The 19,439-nt window shown below is 57.2% G+C and carries 17 protein-coding genes; 10 read left to right on the forward strand and 7 right to left on the reverse strand.

All coding sequences use genetic code 11. The features are described 5' to 3' along the window. Positions 1-286: 286 nt before the first annotated feature. A complete protein-coding gene (locus K1Y02_10205) occupies positions 287-775 on the reverse strand; it encodes a PilZ domain-containing protein (protein MBX7256723.1) in 489 nt (162 codons plus the stop codon). 436 nt (positions 776-1,211) lie between these two features. Between K1Y02_10205 and K1Y02_10210 the strand changes: the two genes are divergently transcribed. Further along, positions 1,212-2,471 carry a hypothetical protein gene (locus tag K1Y02_10210; protein MBX7256724.1) on the forward strand — a complete coding sequence of 420 codons (1,260 nt, stop codon included), beginning with the start codon at positions 1,212-1,214 and terminating at the stop codon, positions 2,469-2,471. A gap of 69 nt (positions 2,472-2,540) precedes the next feature. On the opposite strand, the gene K1Y02_10215 is transcribed toward K1Y02_10210, so the two are convergent. The 6 genes from K1Y02_10215 to fliD form a co-directional block, all read right to left on the reverse strand. Then, positions 2,541-4,172, reverse strand: coding sequence for a sodium:solute symporter (locus tag K1Y02_10215; GenBank protein ID MBX7256725.1), 1,632 nt, complete (start codon positions 4,170-4,172; stop codon positions 2,541-2,543). A gap of 148 nt (positions 4,173-4,320) precedes the next feature. Next, positions 4,321-5,622, reverse strand: a complete 1,302-nt coding sequence (locus tag K1Y02_10220; protein MBX7256726.1) for a hypothetical protein — start codon at positions 5,620-5,622, stop codon at positions 4,321-4,323. A 229-nt stretch (positions 5,623-5,851) separates the two neighbouring features. Next, positions 5,852-7,150, reverse strand: a complete 1,299-nt coding sequence (locus tag K1Y02_10225) for a glycoside hydrolase (protein ID MBX7256727.1) — start codon at positions 7,148-7,150, stop codon at positions 5,852-5,854. Between the two features lie 150 nt (positions 7,151-7,300). After that, positions 7,301-7,459, reverse strand: a complete 159-nt coding sequence (locus K1Y02_10230) for a hypothetical protein (GenBank protein ID MBX7256728.1) — start codon at positions 7,457-7,459, stop codon at positions 7,301-7,303. Positions 7,460-7,652: 193 nt separating this feature from the next. Beyond that, positions 7,653-8,096: a flagellar export chaperone FliS gene (fliS, locus tag K1Y02_10235; GenBank protein ID MBX7256729.1), complete on the reverse strand. Its 444-nt coding sequence runs from the start codon at positions 8,094-8,096 to the stop codon at positions 7,653-7,655. A gap of 41 nt (positions 8,097-8,137) precedes the next feature. Continuing rightward, on the reverse strand, positions 8,138-9,853 hold the full coding sequence (gene fliD, locus K1Y02_10240; protein ID MBX7256730.1) for a flagellar filament capping protein FliD: 1,716 nt from the start codon (positions 9,851-9,853) through the stop codon (positions 8,138-8,140). Positions 9,854-10,171: 318 nt separating this feature from the next. On the opposite strand from fliD, the gene K1Y02_10245 reads away from it, so the two are divergent. From K1Y02_10245 to K1Y02_10285, 9 genes are all read left to right on the forward strand, one after another. Further along, positions 10,172-11,008, forward strand: a complete 837-nt coding sequence (locus tag K1Y02_10245; GenBank protein ID MBX7256731.1) for a sugar phosphate isomerase/epimerase — start codon at positions 10,172-10,174, stop codon at positions 11,006-11,008. A 44-nt stretch (positions 11,009-11,052) separates the two neighbouring features. After that, the gene (gene hisS, locus K1Y02_10250; protein ID MBX7256732.1) at positions 11,053-12,489 is read left to right on the forward strand and encodes a histidine--tRNA ligase; all 1,437 of its coding nucleotides are present in this window, start codon (positions 11,053-11,055) and stop codon (positions 12,487-12,489) included. A 269-nt stretch (positions 12,490-12,758) separates the two neighbouring features. Beyond that, positions 12,759-13,592 carry a carboxylating nicotinate-nucleotide diphosphorylase gene (gene nadC, locus K1Y02_10255; protein ID MBX7256733.1) on the forward strand — a complete coding sequence of 278 codons (834 nt, stop codon included), beginning with the start codon at positions 12,759-12,761 and terminating at the stop codon, positions 13,590-13,592. Then, complete coding sequence (locus K1Y02_10260; GenBank protein ID MBX7256734.1) at positions 13,585-14,325, forward strand: biotin--[acetyl-CoA-carboxylase] ligase; 741 nt, start codon at positions 13,585-13,587, stop codon at positions 14,323-14,325. Before nadC ends, K1Y02_10260 begins: the two co-directional genes overlap by 8 nt. A gap of 4 nt (positions 14,326-14,329) precedes the next feature. Then, complete coding sequence (locus K1Y02_10265; GenBank protein ID MBX7256735.1) at positions 14,330-15,106, forward strand: type III pantothenate kinase; 777 nt, start codon at positions 14,330-14,332, stop codon at positions 15,104-15,106. Next, complete coding sequence (locus K1Y02_10270; GenBank protein ID MBX7256736.1) at positions 15,103-15,729, forward strand: LPS export ABC transporter periplasmic protein LptC; 627 nt, start codon at positions 15,103-15,105, stop codon at positions 15,727-15,729. Before K1Y02_10265 ends, K1Y02_10270 begins: the two co-directional genes overlap by 4 nt. Beyond that, positions 15,726-17,072, forward strand: a complete 1,347-nt coding sequence (locus K1Y02_10275) for a hypothetical protein (protein ID MBX7256737.1) — start codon at positions 15,726-15,728, stop codon at positions 17,070-17,072. Before K1Y02_10270 ends, K1Y02_10275 begins: the two co-directional genes overlap by 4 nt. Positions 17,073-17,116: 44 nt before the next feature. Continuing rightward, positions 17,117-17,839 (forward strand): LPS export ABC transporter ATP-binding protein, encoded by a 723-nt coding sequence (lptB, locus tag K1Y02_10280; GenBank protein ID MBX7256738.1) that lies wholly within the window; start codon positions 17,117-17,119, stop codon positions 17,837-17,839. 245 nt (positions 17,840-18,084) lie between these two features. Then, positions 18,085-19,434 (forward strand): VWA domain-containing protein, encoded by a 1,350-nt coding sequence (locus tag K1Y02_10285; protein MBX7256739.1) that lies wholly within the window; start codon positions 18,085-18,087, stop codon positions 19,432-19,434. Positions 19,435-19,439: the final 5 nt, after the last annotated feature.

The raw sequence follows: 19,439 nt of genomic DNA on the forward strand, positions 1-19,439 counted from the left end.
CGCATCCGCCGCATCCGACGCCGTCCTCTCGCTGCCTTTACACCCGCAATTGACGGACAAACATCTTGCGGAAGTCATCGATGCGTTAAAGAAAGTCTTGCGATACGCCCGACGCTAACGTGTGGCAAGCATCTTGCCCGCCCCATTGCTCTTGTGCCTACCGTGTGGCAGGCATCTTGCCCGCCTCTTTGCTCTTGCGCCTGCCGTGTGGCAGGCATCTTGCCTGCCTCTTTGCTCTTGTGCCTTTGGTTAAGCCGTCGTTTCAGGCAGGATCCCTTCAAACAATCTACAACCCGACGGTCTGGTCCAATTCCGCCAGAAACTTCGCAAGTTGACGTTTCGCGTCGTCCGTCAATCCGCGAAACTGCGCTCCCGATGCAAAACCGCCCTTTTCGGGCACGGCTTTGATCCACCGGACGACGCTCGCGGCGCTTATGCGCGCTCCATTGCGAAGCGCGATTGTCAGCTTCAGTTCCTGACCCGTCTCCAGCGGCTGTGAAGTGAACAGCGAAGCCCCTTCGAGACTGAGGTCCAGCAGCTTGCCCTTTATCTTTACTGCGCTTACGCTCCAGACATCGGAGGCTCCCGCAGCCATCCCAATCATCATCTCGATTGCCACTTGACACGTGTGCCGGATCACGTGCCGTCGCTTACGCCGGATCTCGTGTCCGCCGCTGCTGCACTCCTCCGCCAACGCTCGGAATCGTTCGTAGTCGATCCTCAATTCGCGATCTGCGGCGCGCCGCACGCTCGTTCGCCGTTCCTGACTTTGCATTGCCAAAAGTCCCGCTCAGAATTCCGGTCACCCCAGTGCAACGTCGGATTTCAGAGTCCCCTCGACAAAACAATAGCACAACTCGGTCAGTTGACCACGAACTTGGACATTGACGTAGAAATCCCCTAGTATTCGTCCGTATAAAGGTGTGTGCCATGCCCCAATGCTTGAATTGTGCCATAGAACTCATGCGCTATACCGGCACAATCTGGGATGACCAGGGAAACGTAGATTCCCGCATACCCGGATTGGTGAATGGTGAGTGTCCCGTCTGTTCCGGGTCATCGCCCCTCGAAGCCGATACGTTTGAGAAAGTACGGCAGCCCTAGTCCGGCAACGCCGGATTGCAGCCGCGCGATTGTGAATTCCCGCCAGTAATGGCGGTTCTTTGTGTATCTATGCCGACCTGCAATCCAACGCACGGAGAGCGCTTTCGATGAAGCAGCCGCATGTCTGGAATTCCACTGACTACCGAATCGTTGCTGCCATCATGGGACTGATGGGCGCCTTCTTTTGGGCCATTCGCGGCACCGGCGGCTACGGCGGCGAGATGGGCGGTATGCTCGCCGGTTTCGGTTGGGCGGTCCTTTGGTACGGTTTCTCGCAAGTCGGCGAAGGCGCCGATCGAAGACCCTACGGTCACCCTTGGCTGTTCATGGCCATCACCCTCGGCATCGCATATGGAGGCTTCACCGGCTACGGCGTCTATATCGCGTGGGTACAAGGCAAGTTCCAATCCAACCCCAACGAAATGCTCCATGAAGTGTCTGCGTGGACCGGCTATGCGATGCTCTTCATCTGCGGTCTGCACTGGGGCGGCAATACCGGCTGCTTCATGGCATGGTGCGCTCCCTCAAAACCGATACACGCCCGGGACTGGACCTTGCGCCTCGCCTCGGGCTTCATTGGGGCCGTGGCGGCTGCGCTGTTTGTACGCGCGTTTCCGCAGCTCTTTCTCCCTTTCTACAGCGAAGGAATCTACGCCAATCCCGGCTACAAGACCTGCATAAGGGCACTGGATTCGCTGCATACCATCGCGCCTCACGTAGGCGTATTTCTGGGCTTTCTGTCCTTTGAAGTGCTCCGCGGAGACCGCCGCGCCGTGTACATGATTCTGACGATGGCCCTTGGATTCGCGATCCCCTTCGCCGTTGGCGGTTACTGGCATACATTAAACGGTTCCGAACTGAAACTAGGCTGGTGGAAGAATTGGGAGATGAGCATCGGCCTCGGCGGCGGACTCGCCTTTGGAATCGCCTTCTGGCTGTTTAACCAACCCGCCCAGACCGCGCGCCTCCGACTGAGCCCCAAGTCCCTCGCCTTCTTTCGCTCGGGTCTTCCCTTCGGTGTGCCGGTACTGGTCGTCGTGTTAGGAGCAATCGACGGTCGATGCGGACTGCACGACATCGAAGTGCCTTCCAACTACATATGGGGATTTCTTGCTTTAGGCACTGCAGGAATGGCGGCGCTTTGGTTCTGGCGCGCTCGACACGAAGATTCGTCGCCGATAACACATGAATACCGCGTCTCAACAAATGCCCTCGCCATCTATATTGCGGTAATCGTCGTTGCCGGGTGGGTGGTCACCATACCCAAGGAATGGAAGCTCGCCAACGTCGTGCTTGTTGGCTTGTATATCGTCTACCTGGGCGTCAGCGCCGTACTGCTGCGCGTATTTCAGAAACGCATCACGTAGTCGAAGAAAGTCGCCGCGAACCGAATCGCGACAAGTAGACAACTGCTGCGGTTCTATCCGTGCCGACACCTACTCCGCTTCGCCCTCTACGGGTTTTCGCGTCCAGATTGTGAGATTAGTCAAGTCACGTGTTCGCTGCTGAAACAGACTGGCAACACCGTACGCGACGAGAAACAGCAGGATGTTTCCGAAGACGCCGGTGTAGTACGTGTGAATCGGTTTGCTCAAGAGGTCGGCCCAATTCTCCGACAACCCAAACACGGCCATGAGTTTCAACTTCGTGACAATCTCCAGCTCGATGGCGGTGATGTATCCCGTAAAAATGAGCGTGCAAACAATGCCCGCCAGAACACTCTTCCCGTTGCCGCGCGTCGTAAAGAAGCCGAGCAGGTAGATTCCCAAGATGCCTCCCCAAAGCAGAGCGGCTAATTTCGTTCCCGTGTGCTGAAGCGTCAGCTTGCTCATCTGGTTGAAGAGAATCGCGCCGCCCATCATGATTAAGCAACTGAATGCCGTTACGATGCGCGCCGCAAGCACGTAGTGCTTCTCGTCTCCGTTCTTCACGAGATGACGCCGATAGATGTCCGTAATAGTGACCGCCGAAATCGCGTTCACGCTCGATGACGAAGCCGACATTGCCGCGGCCAGCACGCCCGTAATCACAAGTCCCAGTATCCCCGACGGCAGCCTGCTCACGCAGAAGTAGGGGAGTATGGACTCGGCCTTCGCGCCACCCTCGCCGGTCAGAATAGCCGCGGCCGCCGGATCTGGGTTGACCTGGTAGAACACATAAAGGCTGGTGCCCAGAAACATGAAGAATGCCCACGTCGGCACACTACACAGACAACAGATCCAAATTGAAAGCGTAGCCTCCCTCGGGTTCTTTGCCGCCACGTATTTCTGGATCGTGTTCTGATTGCTGCTGTATTCCGTCAGCCAGTTGTTTAGTCCCATCACGAACATCATCAAGATGGCTTGCTCGCGCAGGCTAAACCACTTCGCCTTTTCGATCGTATTCGTGGCCGCATTCAAATCGCCGAGCATGAATTTGTGATCGGCGAGTGCCGTCGAGATGATGGTGGAAATACCGCCGTCTATACCTCGAACGATCATGATGAAACACAGAATTGCCCCACCCCACAACAGAAACGCTTGAACAAATTGAGCCGTGACAATCGCCCGGATGCCTCCCGAAACCGTATAGATCGCAATTACGATTCCTCCCGCAAAGATGCACACATACGGATCCGCGCCGGTCATCTGCTGAAACACGAGCGACACGAGATAAAGGATCGTGCTGATGCGCGCCACCTGGGTCACCAGGAACGCAATCGCTGCGTACAAACGAATACCAGGGCCAAATCGTCCTTCCAGGTATTCAAACGCCGATGTGCATCGACTGCGGCGAAACATGGGCAGGATAGTCAGGGACGTGATAAGTATGCCCACGGGAAGCATAAAGGCCGGCAGCAAACGCAAATACGCCGTCTTGTATGCATCGGCAGGAAAGGCTACGACCGTTATGGAACTAATGGATGTCGCGAACATGGCCAAGCCAAGCAGCCACGCGGGAAACGAGCGGTTACCAACGAAGTAGCCGTCGGTTGATTTGTTCCGCCGCGCGAAATAGGGCCCTACCGACGCCATGGCCACGAAGTACACAATGACGATGGTCCAGTCCAAGGCTCCGAAGTGTGACATGGCTACCCCCCTCCCTGTCGCACGGTCCCAAGCATCCGGAAATTCGCCCGCCGGGAACTGAAGAAACCTGGTGCAGTATTCCGACTGAGGCAACTCATGTCAATTGCGCGGTCGAGCCGTCACGGATCCGCCCTTCGGGAAGGCAGCCCTATCCGAAACGCGCTGCTTCATCCATGGCAATCGCTGCCCATTCCCAAAGCCGGGACGGCTCGTTGCGCACTGTAGAAATGTCCTTCAAGATAATCTCGACGTGACACTCTCCCCCTGCGACTTCAAGAAACTCTCGAAGGTTCATTCGCGCTTGGGCCGGGTCCCACGAGGTTTCCGCCAAAATGGCCGGATTCGGTTTGTGGCTAATCACATAGTCGCGCCCAAGCCCCTCCACCGCACGCTCATAGTTGCTCCATGCGCTTACCGAGACTTTCCGCAGATTGGGGATCTTGCGCAACGAGTCTACTTTGTCATCGATCGGCTCACTACCGCCGTAGTACGTCATCCCCCACCGGTTCAACCAGCGAAGCTCGTGCGACAACGCGTAGTCCCAGAACATCTCCGGCGAGACTTCCGAGAAGATTTGGGCTCTCGAACTACCCCACATGTGGCAAGGCATCGTAGTCTCCGAATTGGGGGCACCACCCGGCATCTCGCTCACGAATCCATATCCGCCAGTGCCAATGCGCGAGTTGTCGCAATTCGAATCCAGCAGATTCTGCTTCGCGAGCTGTTCAAGCTCCGCGAGCCAGGCATCTACGATGTGTTTCACGGCCGCGTTTACAATATCCGGCCTGAGAATGAAGTCCATCAACGCTTCCGTCACGCCCCACCACCGGACCAGACTGTCCCAGGGTGAAAACCACACATGCTTTTGGCCAGTCTTCTTGATCGGGATAATGTCTTCGTATGCGTCGATCATGGCCGCGTGGTGAAACGCAGTGGCGGCAGTATCATGCGTCACGGTTGGGGTCCTGATGGCCTCGATGTCCTCCAATACGCGAATCTGCGTATGATATCGCTTCGAGACTACTCCTTCGCTTGATTCGGGCGGTGCAACATCCGCCTCTTCAAGGATGCTGAAGTTCGTGCTGCGAATCGCAAGCGGACACGCCAGGTGTTCATTCACGACCATGTCGCACGGGAAATGCCTCCACTGATACAGCATTCTCCGAAGCGCCTGCTCTTGCATTCGCGCCCACGGATGGACCGCGCGCAACGACAGCTCGTCAATGACAGTCAATTCGTTCCAGCACACCTCATCAATGAGTACCATGGGGCGGCGTCCGTCAAGATCGTTGAGATGAGTCCATAACTTGGCTTTCTCGGTGTGAACAGGGAGTGAAGCTGCTTGCGAGATAGCTTCCGCCAGTCTTCGAAGAATGTCTCGGTCCCTAACGTCGAGGCAGACTTCCTCGGTTGGGAATATAGGCATGGCCTGTGTGAAATCGTGCAACATGTTCGACTCTCCCCCTGCACGAGGTTGGAGATGCCGCGTATCGTACTACGTACTACGCGAAGAGCGGTGTCTCCCCCTGCTCGCTCTTATCGAACTTCTCGAATACTGCGGAGTTCCCCTTACTGCTTGTGCCCTGCCGGGACGACCTGCAACGTCCCACACAAGCTCACCCCATTATACATGGCCACGCCAATTGCGAAAACCGTCGCGATTTCTCACTCGACGGTTCTCAACGAATCGTGAGCACGTACTTGTAGCAGTCCCCTGCCCCCTTTTCGGCGGGGTCGGCAAATTGCCCGTAAAGCGTCATGTAAAGCTCAAGTGCGTGCGTCTCCCGGTCCTCCAGAAGCGAGAAATTCGAGAACTGGATGTCCTTACCCTGGTCAGGTTGACGGTCATCGACAACCGTCACCGTCGACTTTTTCAACGCAGCCTTCTCTTCATCCACCTCCGCGATCACCAACGGATAGCGCGGCATATTACCCGCTGGCGGTTCGGGCGTGATGTTACCGAACCAATAGAGCTTTCCCGTCACACTGTGCCGAATCATACGGTGAAATGACGACGGCGAATAGAAACTCGTTCCGTCGTCGTATTTCCACTCGCCGGGCGCGGTCAGCGTCTTTCCGCCGTCGGTCGAGACACTAAAGAACTTCCGTCCCGGAATTGTCGCCTTCGTGCCGTCCCATCCTTCGGTGGAACCACGCCATACAACGAGAATCCGTCCGTCCTTCAATTGGACCACTTCCGGCTCCATCAATCCGCGCGCCGACATCTCCGGATTAATCTCCACGTGCGCCCCCGCCGTCCAGACGAAATCCTGCGCGGCATCGTCCCACACGCCGCTGAACATAACCGACCCCATGCGCCAGATTCGCTCGTTGTTCTTCGGATCGCCCGGCGCGTTTGCATGCGCTACACAGTGCAACAACGTACCGTCTGGCAATACCTCGATGTTGCTCCCGATGTACGCCTCGTTGCGATCCAAGTACGTCGCCTTCATCGGCTCGTTTGGATCGAAGTCCTCGCCGTCCTCATACCGCAACTGCTTCGGCGTAGACCACGTGCGCCCCGCATCACGGCTGTATCGCGAATACGTCCAGCAGTGATAGAGCTTCCCTTCCTGGATCTGCCGCAGCCACATCTGCACCAACACACCCGGCTTCGGCGCGTACACGCTGCACGCCTCGCCTTCCCATACCGTTACGCCGTTGTAGTTAATGTTGTTCGATGGTTGGACCTTGACGAATTCCGACCAGGTCTTGCCATTATCGCTCGACCACCGCGCCACAATGTCGTCGGAGACATCGTCGAGCGTCTGCGAACTCTGCACCTCGCGCCGCTCTAGCCCCGGGCCGACATACTGCATCGACGCCAGCACCGAGGTACCAGGCCTATCGTGCTTCCGATACAGTTCCTTCTTCACATCGGCGATGGGCGAATTTGTCTTCCATGGAGGAATGTCCTGCGCGAAGGTTAATCCCGAAACCAAAACAAACACGCAAAGGAGAAGGGCTATTCGGTACATGGGGGTTCCCCCGTCTTTGGTATGTACAACGCCCTTTCTTATACCACGTTACGCCACGGCCAGGACACACAACGCATAGGACTCACAACACATAGGACGGATCCGTCGGATACGACCGATCCGTCCTATCAAATTGCTTCAATCCGAAATCTACTTCTCCCCCGCCTCCGTGAACCTCGCCCCGGCCGTGACCTTATTCACCGTGACAAGCAGCAGCAGCCGGTTTCCCGTACCCGGTTCAACCGTCGTATACGCTCTCCACCCGCCATCTTCCACATCGGACTTGGCCACAATTCCACTCTCCAGCATAGGCGGCGGATGAACCTCCTTTGACACTATCTCGACTTCGTGTGGCCGCATTCGCTCCCGCGTGCTCCCCCTTCCTGGTCCTCGCACTATACCACGGTGGAAACCGGCGGATTTGTGCATACGGCGGCGCACAAAACGAAGGCGGACAACCTTTCGGTTGCCCGCCTCGCCCAAATCACTCGCGACTGAGTGGTCAGCCCTGAATATTCATCACCTTCGCGCCCAGCGTATCGATCTGGCCCACCCGGCCAGGCTTCTCGCGCGCCGCCGCCTCAAAGGCTTCCCGCCACGTATCGCGCATGACCGTCAAGTGTCCGATAGCTTCCTCGATGGGAGCGGCTTCCTTCTTCACATTGCCTTTGATTAGCAGGTGCTGGAAATACTCGTAGATGCGGTCAAGATTCCGGGCCAGCTCACCGGCCTTCATATCCAGCGCGTTGCGCAATTCCGTCACGATATCCTGCGCGCGAATCAGGTTGCTGTGCACGCCCTGGGTGTTATTGCGCTGCAACTGACGTTTCGCTTCTTCGGCGCGCTGAATCGCGCCGTTGAACAGCATAACGATCAGCTTTCCTTGCGACGTGGTCTCGATGTCCACGCGCTTGTACGCGCCCAGATGCGGAGATGAACCTTGCATATGAATTCTCCTTCGCCCGCGAAACGTGCGACTACACTACCCTAGAGTAGACTGCTCAACGCGCTATTCTGACTTTGATACGTGGCCGACAGTTGCTCCAGCCGCGAGAACTGCTTCTTCAGCCGCGTCTCGTACTGCGTTACCCGGTCTTCCATCCGGTCGATTCGGTCGTTCAGCGCATCGATCTGCTCATCGATGATCCCATTCGAACGCGCTCGTTCGTTCAAGAAACCTGATGTACCGGTCACCTCATCCAGGTAACTGAACATCTGGTCCATGATGCCGGTCTTGTCGGCGTTGGAGAAAAGATTGCTGACGCTGACGCGCCCATCCCGCAACGCTTCAAGAAACTTGTCCGAGTCCAATTCAAGTTGCAGCGCCGACGACGAATCAAAACTGTCGCCCGTACTGATCCCAATATCGAGCAGGCTGGTGTATTTGCCGCTCAGCCCGGCCACCGTGTTGAACACGGTCTGCTGGAGATAGCTGGTGATGCTCAAGATCGTGCTGTCGCCGGAGAGCGTACCTTCATTTCCCGCCAAGCCACGAATTTCGGAAATGGAGGTATTGAAGTTGTCGATGAACTCCTGCACCTTCTCCACAATCGCGTCATTGTCCGTCGATACGGTCACGGTCGACGTCCCCGTGCTCTGCAGGTTCAGTGTTACGCCACCGATTGCGTCGGAGATCTCATTGCTGTTGCGCGTCTGTAACGCGCCGCCATTGATCGTGAACTTCGAATCCTGGCCCGCCGTTTGTGTCGCCGTCGTCAGATTCGTCACGTCCAGGAAATTGCTCGTCCCGCTCTGGAAACTAATTGTCCGGCTGCCCAGCGTGTTCGACACCACTTGGATGCTGTCCGTCGTTCCATCGTAACTGGCTGTTACGCCGGCGCCGCTGTCGTTTATTCGCTGGATAACGTCACTCACCGAATCGACCGTGACATCCACCGTGATCGATACGCCATTGATGCGAAATGACCCCGACGTTACGGCACCACCCGCGAAATTCACGGTGTTCAACAAGTCTGACGGCGCTATCGCTCCCAGATTCCTCGTTCCCACCGTCTCTGTGGAACCACTTCCATTCGTATACTGCGTCGACGTGCTTACGCCAATCAGGTTCAAGAAGTTGCTGACGGTGTCTTCTTCGTCTCCGCTGTACGTGAAATTGATTACGCTCGTGTTGCCTGCCGCCGTGTTCGCGATCGTCACCTTATCGGTCGTCGCATTGTACGACGCCGTCACGCCGGCACTGCTCGAATTGATCGCGGACAGAATACTGTCGAGCGAATCCGTAGAGCCGTTAACATCGAACACGACCCCATTGATGCTGAACTTGCCGGTGGTCACGTCCTCGGACAAACCACTCGAATTCAGCGGGACGGCCGTATTGATGGGACTTCCCATTCGCGCGCTGCTGCGCGCTACGGTCGCACTCGCTAATTGCGTCACATTGAGTGTGTACGCGCCCGACACCGGATTCTGACCCGATATCTCCGCCGTCAACACCTCGCTGTCGCTGGACGTCGCGCCGAATTGGGAAAACTGATTGGTGAGTTGAAAGTCGCGAACCGTGTTCCGCAGAGACGTCAACGTCGTCCGCAGCCCTCGTATCGCTTCCTGACGCTGCTGAAATAACGATATTTGACTCTGAAGCCGCGTGATGGGCTGGCGCTCAAGGGCAACGAGTTGACTGATCAGGGTATCGGAGTCTATCCCGCTGACCAGACCACCTACGCTAAAAGAACCACTCATTCGATCGACTCCTACGACTCGCCAATCCCCACAATCCCGGTCGTATCCCTCCGCAGTGGGATACTCCGTCTTTCAGTTTATCGGCAGTTCACACGCTAGACTTTAGCGAGAAAGTTGCCCTCAGCCCACTTTCTCCGATTCAGAATGCGCGATTTGCCATGAATTCAATAAATAGTTGACCGAAACTGGAGATTAGACGTATTAGATACTTATCCCGTCCGCAGCCTGACCGGTTTGCTAAGTCGCAATGAGGTTCTCATACATTATATACTACGTCCGCCTGTACTCGCTTGGGTGATTTCACGTGAGGGGTTTTCCTTGTTTCCAACTCTAAATCCAGTAACGGCAAGCCTGCCTGACCCGCAGGACTACGTTGCATTGGCGGCCGCCAACGGGTTCGCCGCTGTCGACCACGGCGCTGACTTTTGGCATGCGTGGGTTGAAAGTGCCGGTCTCGCCAAAGTGCAGGAATACTGCACCTCCAAGAAGTGCACGATTGCCCACGGTGGGCTTCCGGTTGATTTCCGTCAGGACGACGCGACTTTTGAAGCCGGACTGGGTAAATTGCCCGCCATCGCGGCAACCATGAAGGCTTTGGGGACGCGCGGAATGGCAACCTGGATTATGCCCGTATGCAAGGTGGACCCCGCCGAATACAGGTCTATGCATGTGCGCCGCCTGAAAAAAGTCGCAGCCGTTCTTTCGCATCATGGACTTAAGTTAGGTTTGGAATTCGTCGGACCCAAGACTTCCCGCTCCGAGGGTAACCCATTCATCTACACCATGCAGGGTATGCTTGAGCTCTGCAGCGAAATCGACGATGCGACCTGCGGTCTCTTGTTGGACAGTTATCATTGGTACACCTCAAATGGAACCCTTGATGATATCCGGCGGCTTTCCGTGGCAAAAGTGGTCCACGTTCATGTAAATGACGCTTACCCCGGCCCGCGCGACGAATTGATGGACATGAAACGCCTGTTGCCCGGAGAAGGGGTTATCGATCTGCCCGGATTTCTCACCGCCCTGAAAAGCATTGGGTATACCGGCCCGCTGGCCGTTGAGACATTCAGCGATGACCTCAAGGCGGCGGGTCCGCAGGAAGCGGCGCGCCGGGCGGGCGAGGCCATGTTACGCATGATGAAGAGCATTCAGTAGAGTCCGGTCCAATCGGCCCGGCCCAGACTTAAGGATCAATGACTGTGGATTCACTGGTAGAGCCCCGTATCTTGAAGGGGTTCCAAGATTTGTTGCCGGAGGAATACATCCCCCGCAAGCATGTGATTGCCAAGATCGAAGCAATCTTCCAGAAATACGGGTTCGTCCCGATCGAAACGCCCGCGATAGAACACCTCGACGTACTGCTGGGAACCGGTGGCGAGGAAACCAACAAAGAGCTCTTTCGCCTGGAAACGCCCGAGGCCGAACCTGTTGCGCTTCGCTTTGACCTAACCGTTCCGTTTGCGCGTATCCTCGCTCAATACCCCGACCGCGTGAAGACCCCATTTCGCCGTTACGCCATGGGGCCGGTGTGGCGCGCCGACAAGCCGGGTCCGGGCCGTTTCCGCCAATTCACACAGTTCGACATCGACGCGGCGGGTTCCGATTCCGTCTCCGTCGACGCCGAAATCATCGCCATCATGTGCGAAGTGATGGAAACCTTGGGCGTCACCGGCTTTCGCGCCGTGGTCAACAATCGCAAAGTCATTGACGCGTTGTTGGTCGGCTGCGGCATCTCCGACTGCGACCGTCAAAAACACGTCCTCCGGGTTATCGACAAACTGGCCAAGGTCGGTATTGACAATGTTCGATTGGAACTCGGTCCCGGCCGCGTGGACGATTCCGGCGACCCCATACCGGGTGTCGGACTCGATTCACAAACCATCGAGCGCGTGGTGTCGTTTGTCGGACTCGGCGGAGGCACGCGCCACGAAGTGGTAGAGCGACTCGCCTCAACGCTTCCCAACGACGAGATTTCGAATGCGGCTGTCTCCGACATGCGCGCGTTGGCCGATGCCTTGGCAGCGCTTGGCGTGCCGGAACAGTCTGCGCACTTTGAACCCAGCCTCGCGCGCGGACTCGATTACTACACGGGACCCGTGTTCGAAATGACAATCCCCAGCGCACCCCAATTCGGTTCAGTCATGGGCGGTGGCCGTTATGACGGCCTCGTATCGCGATTCATGGATCGCCCGGTACCGAGCACAGGGATGGCAGTGGGACTCGACCGCTTGGTCGCTGCATTGGCTCACTTGGGCCTCATTTCCCCCGAGCGCACCACCGTCGAAGTGCTTGTTGTCTCTCTGGGCGGCGTGCCCGAAGCGGAGACCCTCAAGCTTGCCGCGGAATTGCGTGCCGCGGGGCTGCGCACGGAACCCTATTTCGGCTCCAAGAAAGGCATGAAGAATCAGTTGTCGCATGCGGACCATTACGGCATCCCCGTGGCGGTTATTGTAGGCGGCGACGAATTGGCGCAAGGTGTCGTATCGGTCAAGGACCTGTTCGCGGGGAAACAGCAGCGCGAGGGTATCGAAGATCGGGAAGCGTATCGCCAAGCCGGACGCAGCGGCCAGGTGACTGTTTCCCGCGCGGAAATGGTGGCAGCGGTAAGGGACGTACTCGCTTCGCACACGTCCTAATGAGGAACCGCGATTGTACGTCGCACCGGGCCCTTTGTCCGTGCTACACTATGCGGTTAATCCGCACTTTGTACCGGCGCGACTGAGCGTCGGCGCAAAATGCTTGTGCGCAAGACTTTGAGGTTATGCCATGAGGATTTCCTACGAACATGCTCGAATAACGGAGAGCGGCCCGGTTTTTCGCGGCAAATCGCGCGTATGCACAACGCGCGTGAGCTTCTCGTGTCTGTTCGAGAGAAATCCGGATTAAGCTGGAGGAGTAACGTTACATGCTTGCCTTGAGGTCTCTGGTGCATGAAGCGCTTCTGGAGGACATCGGTCAGGGGGACATCACAACCAACTTGACCGTGCCCGAGGATGCGAGATGCCGCGCCCATCTATTTGCAAAACAAGATGGCGTTCTGAGCGGTATTGGAGTCTTTCGCGCCGTCTTTGAAGGACTGGACGCGGACATGACCGACTGGAAGGCTTCGCCCGATGGGACCCGCTTTACGAAGGGCGTCGAGGTTGCTTCGTTCGAAGCGAATACCCGCTCGGTGCTTACGGGAGAGCGCGTCGCACTCAACTTCGTGCAGCGTCTGTGTGGAGTCGCCACGCTCACCTCAAAGTACGTGGAAGCGGTGGCCGGACTCAACACGCGCATTTGCGATACCCGCAAGACGACCCCCTTCATGCGCCATCTTGAGAAGAAAGCCGTTCAACACGGCGGCGGCACCAATCACCGCTTCGCCTTGTTCGACGGAGTCCTCATCAAAGAAAACCACATCGTCGCCGCAGGCGGCGTGCGCCAGGCCGTTGAGAAGGCATCCTATGGCACTCACCACCTGATGAAGGTTGGCGTCGAAGTGACTACGCTTGACGAATTGCGCGAAGCACTCGATGCCGGCGCGGGCGCGATCCTGCTCGACAACATGACGCTGGAACAAATTCGCGATTCCGTTGAAATCGCCCAAGGCACCCACGTCGTGCTCGAAGCCAGCGGCAATATGTCGCTCGAACGCGTGCGGGCCATTGCGGAAACCGGCGTGCACATCATTTCTATCGGCGCTCTCACTCATTCGGCCCCCGCCGTAGACCTGTCGCTAGAAATCGAGAATGTCTAGAGGATTCCAACAAGACTCCCTCTTGGCAACCCCGCTCAACACCTCATTTGTGGGCTCTCGTGTGTTGATGTATGAAGAAGTGGAATCGACAAACGACCGCGCGCTTCACCTGGGTGGCGAAGGGACCGTCATTATTGCAGACCGCCAGACCTCCGGACGGGGCCGTCATGGCCGTTCGTGGGACAGCCAAGCCGGCCTGGGCCTCTGGTTCAGCGTAGCCTTTGAGACCCCTATCGACGGACTGGCCTTTGCCGCGCCACTGGCTGTACGCGATGCGGTGAAACCGATTTGTGCCTGCACGGTCAAATGGCCGAATGATGTCCTTGCCGGGGGCCGCAAGATCTGCGGAATACTCGTTGAAAGCCGAAACAATCGCACCGCCCTGGGGATCGGCATCAACGTGCGCCACAAACCCGAGGACTTCCCCCCGGAGCTTAAGGACAAGGCAACGTCTATCGAATGCCTCGCGGGACGCGACGTCGACCGGGGAGCCCTTCTCCGAGACGTTTTGACGGAACTCGACCGGAGAATTATGGTATTAAGGCAGGGCGGCCTGGAAGCTGTCCGCAGGGAATGGGTAGAAGCCTGTGCCATCATGGGCCGTCGCGTGCGGTGCGGCGATCACGTGGGTGTTGTGAAAGAGATTACTCCGGAAGGCGGTCTCGTGCTGGAAACCGAAAGCGGCGTCCGGCAGTTGCTCCTGGGCGAAATCGTAGAGATGAACGGAGCCTGAAATTATGCTGCTCGTAATGGACGTCGGCAATTCCCATACGGTCCTGGGTCTCTTCGAAGGCACGGAATTGCGCGCTAATTGGCGTGTCGTCACCACGACGCACCGCACCAGCGACGAATTGCGCATCTTGTTCAGCATGCTGTTTCAACAAGAGAACATCGATCCGCGCTCCGTGCGCGGATGCTGCATATCCAGCGTCGTGCCGCAAGTCAACCACTCTCTCGAAAAGGCGGCTAGAGAAGGGTTCAAGACGACGCCACTTTTCGTCGGACCCGGCATCCGCACCGGCATCGTCATCAAAGTCGACAACCCCAAAGAGGTGGGGGCCGATCGCATTGTCAATGCTGTCGCTGCGGTCGACGAACATGGCGGTCCACTAATCATCGTTGATTTCGGCACGGCCACCACCTTCGACGTGGTTTCCGAAGCTTCCGAGTTCCGTGGCGGCGTCATCGTTCCCGGCATTCAGATTTCCTCCGACGCCCTCTTCGAACGGTGCGCCATGCTTCCACAAGTCGAAATTGCCAGGCCCGCCAATGTGATCGGGCGCGATACGATCTCTTACATCCGATCCGGTCTCACCTTCGGTTATACCGACATGGTCGATGGACTCATTGGCCGTATCGCTGAAGAAATGGGCTGCAATCCGAAGGTCGTCGCCACGGGCGGTTTTGCGGGTTTCATCTCGCAAATCTCCAAGCGCATTACACATGTCGATCCCTTGCTTACACTGAAAGGGCTGCGGCTCATCTACACCAAGAATGAGAGGGTACCTGCGTGAAGCGAAGTTTAGTCGTAATCGCGGTCATTGCCGCGGCCATTGCAGGCTGCACGAAACCTGCAGCAACGCCGTCCCAACCGGCTCCAGCTCCGACCCAGCAACCAGGTACGCAACCCGCAACGCCTGCTCCCGCCCAGCCTGAAACGGTGCCAACCGCCTCGGCGCCGTCGGATCAGGTCACGATGACGGGCAATCTCACGTTCAAGCTCTTCGAGACGTCTGTCGAAGGTGAACAACAAAAACCCACTTTCGAAGTAACCTCGCCACAGGGCTCGCTGCTCGAAGACAACGTGTGGGCGCTTAAGAACGCTTCCGCCGTCGTATTCGGAAAGAACGGCGAGGAAACCCGCTTCGAAGCCGGCAGCGCCCGCTTTGACAACGTGAACAAGACGGCGGAACTTTCCGAGGGCGTCGTAATCACCATGGGGACACGCCGCATTGAGCTCCAGGATGTGACATGGAACAACGATAAACGTGAGGCCGTCTCGGAAAACGAGGCCACCGTCACCGACGGCGATACTCAGTTGAAGTCCAAGGGGATGGAGTTCCATGCCGAGACGCAGCAACTCCTGCTGCGGAACGTGGTCGGCAAGGTCAGCATGCAGGGAGGCGCCACCCAATGAGACGAGTCTATGTCGTTCTGATGGCCACCTGCACAGTCGGCGTGTGCGCTTTCGCGCAGGCCGGCAACTACGAATCCATCGAGATTCTAAAACCCGCCCCCCTGGTCGAATTCAACGGCGGACAACTCAAACAGATATCGGGCGGCGTTGAAATCGCGCTGCACTCCAAAGATGCCGCCGGACAATCCATGCGCCTGGGTTCCCAGGACATGGCGTTCGAATGGCCCAAGGAAGGCGGCACAAGCCCCACGTCCATCCGCATGAAATCGAAGGTAAGCGTGGACAGTCCTCAAGGCAAGATCACCGCCAACAACGCCGACCTCGACATCAAGGGCAATCGACTCACGTTCTCCGGCGCCGTCCGGGGTTCTTCCGAGCAGATCGAAAGTTTTGAGGCCGAAAAGATCGTATACAACCTGGATTCGGGCGATTCCGATATGACGAATCTCCGCGCGCGCGGAATCCGGCTGGGCGATAGCTCCGGTTACTCGCGTATGAATATCGACCGTGCGGCCACCGTGAAGTTTGCCAACGGCCAGGCAAAACACTTGGGCGGCGGCGTCTCCATCGTCCTCGATTCGACACAAGAAGGCGGGAAGCCTCTCAAACTCAGCGCGTCCGAAGTGGGCATTGCGTGGGGAGGCAACGGCCAACCCTCTGCCATCGAACTGCGCGGCAATGTGCGCGTCATTAGTCCTCAGGGAGACATCACATCCGAGCGCGCCGATTTCAGTCTCGCGAAGGAAAGCATTGACTTTTCGGGCAACGTCAAAGGAACATCGGACCAGATTCCGTCATTCAATTCGGACACGTTCTCGTACAACATCAAGACCGGCGACACGACCATGACGAATCTGGTCGCCAAGGGTCTAGAGTTTCCCGCGGGAGACTCCAGTACGTCTGAACAGGGTTATTCCAAGATGGACGTAGACAAAGCTCCCGAAGTCGCTATGGTGGGTGGAAAGCTCGCTTCAATTCGCGGCGGAGTCGACATCAAGCTCCGCGGCGAGAAACCCGAACAAGAATCCCTGTGGATGCAGGCGCAAAGCTTCGCCTTCCATTATGTTTCTCCCGATGCGCCTTCTCCCGATCGCGTCGTCCTGGAGAAAGATGTCAAGGTAAAAGGTCCCGCTGGCAATATCCTGTCCGATAGGGCCGATTTGAATCTGTCCAAGAATTTGGTGACGTTCTCTGGCAATGTGTCTGGCAACACGTCAGACATAAGTCAGATCAAGGCGCAAGAGTTGGACTACGACCTCAAGACGGGGAATATCTCGATGAGGAGTTTTCGCGCCGACGAACTCAATCCGCATGCCAATGAGAAAGCCGACCGCGAGCAATAACATTTCCGGGGAGCATTACGGTGTCCGAACCTATCGCCTCTTTGATGAACGCCATTGGACTGGTCAAGCAGTTCAAGCGCCGGTCCGTCGTCAACAACGTTTCCATCGAACTGAATCCCGGCGAAGTCGTCGGCCTCCTGGGCCCCAACGGAGCGGGCAAGACAACTACGTTTCGCATGATTGTCGGCATGCTTCGGCCCACGCGCGGCACAATCTGGTTCTGCGGCAAAGACGTAACCAAGTTCCCCATGTATAAACGCGCTCGCGCTGGAATGGCCTACCTGCCCCAAGAACCCTCGGTCTTTCGAAAACTGACCGTGCGGCAAAACATACTGGCCGTGCTCGAACATCAAAAGCTCAAAAGCGCCGAACGAAAGCAACGCGCCGAAGAGCTCATGACCGACCTCAGCATACTTCACCTCGCCGACAGCCCCGCCTACACCTTGTCTGGCGGTGAACGGCGTCGCACCGAGATATGCCGCGCGCTGGCAACGCGACCCAAAGCGTTCCTGCTCGACGAACCCTTCGCAGGCATCGACCCCATCGCCGTGGCCGATCTGCAAGACATCGTATCCGCGCTGAAAAACATCGGCATCGGTGTGCTCATCACCGACCACAACGTCCGCGAGACCCTCGAAATCACCGACCGCGCCTACATCATCAGCGAAGGCCAAATCTCCGTCGCCGGTACGTCGCAGGAAATCGCCAACGATCCCATTGCGCGTCGTACCTACCTCGGCGACCGCTTCCGCATGGACTTCGAATAGACCGTCTTATCCATGCTGGTCCGTGCCGGTTCGTGCCGGCCCATGCCGGTCCGTGTTCGTCCGTGTTCGTCCGTGTTGGTTCGTGTCAGTCCGTGTTCGTCCGTGCTTTTACATTCTTTTTACATCCCCCTCACCCCGTTCTCACCACGTCATTGCTCTCTACGCCTATCCTGGCTCCAACAACCGCTCACATCCACTTCGGCTTCTCGACCGGTTAGTGGTATCGTGGGTACAAGGAGGCCACCATGACTCCCATGACTCGAACCGCACTGCGGCACTTCTCCAGGGCCATACTCGCCTTACTTCTCCTGGGCGCAATTGCGTGGGCCGAATCCGTCGATGTCGCGCTCGAAATCGCCAACCCAGTCTTGCTGAAGAATCAGAAGACAACCACCTACCTTCGCCTGTCCATGACCGGCAAGGAACCCGCCGACGCCGAACATCGTGCGCCCGTGAATGTTGCGTTTGTGATCGACAAATCGGGTTCAATGCAGGGCGAGAAGATCGCTCGCGCTAAAGAGGCTATCCGCATGGCCATCGAAAAGCTCCGCAGTGACGATATTGTCTCTGTCGTCGCGTACGACACGAATGTGCGCGTACTGGTGCCCGCAACAAAACTCACTGACAAGCAGCCGGTCTACAGCGCCGTTGCGCAGCTCAACGCGGATGGGTCCACGGCGCTCTTCGCGGGTGTAAGCAAAGGCGCAACGGAACTCCGCAAGTTTCTCGACAAGGACCGCGTCAACCGCATTGTTCTTCTGTCCGACGGAATCGCCAACGTGGGGCCGAGTTCGCCCGGCGACCTCGCCGAACTCGGCACTTCACTGGGACGCGAAGGCATCGCCGTAACCACCATTGGCCTGGGTCTCGACTACAACGAAGACCTCATGACAAAGCTTGCGCAATCGAGCGATGGCAACCACATGTTCGCGGAAAACGCCGCCGACCTGGAACAAACATTCATGCGCGAATTCGGCGACGTGCTGACCGTCGTCGCGCAAGAGGTGAAAGTGGAAATAAACTGCGCGGATGGCGTGCGGCCCGTCCGCATGCTGGGGCGCGAGGCGGACATCGCCGGACAGAAAGTCACGCTTACGTTGAACCAGCTATACGGCGGGCAGACCAAGTACGCCATCGTGGAGGTCGAAGTTCCGGTGAACTTTGCGGCAGATAGTCCAGGTACCGTAAGCGACATTGCGGGCGCGCTCGTCAAGTACAGAGACATAGAAGGTCAGTCGCCCCATTCGTTTACGCGCATGGTAAGTACAAGATTCACGGACTCCTCCGAAGAAGTCGAAAAGAACGTCAACACCGATGTGATGACCGCCGCAATTTATCAAATCGGCGTCGAACGAAATATCATGGCTATGCAACTCCGCGATGAAGGCAAGGTCGAGGAAGCACGCCAGGCCCTTTTCAGCAATGTCTACTACCTGGAACAGAACGCCGACCTGTATGGAGATGCGAAACTGAAGGAAGAGGCCGCACGAAACAGTTCGAATGCTGCAAATGTGGCGACGCCGTTCTGGGGGCTCGAGCGCAAGAAAATGAAGGCCGATCAGTATCAAAGCATCAATCAGCAGAAGGCCCGGTAATCCAA

It is taken from the genome of Candidatus Hydrogenedentota bacterium (assembly GCA_019695095.1).
Classification (GTDB): domain Bacteria; phylum Hydrogenedentota; class Hydrogenedentia; order Hydrogenedentales; family SLHB01; genus JAIBAQ01.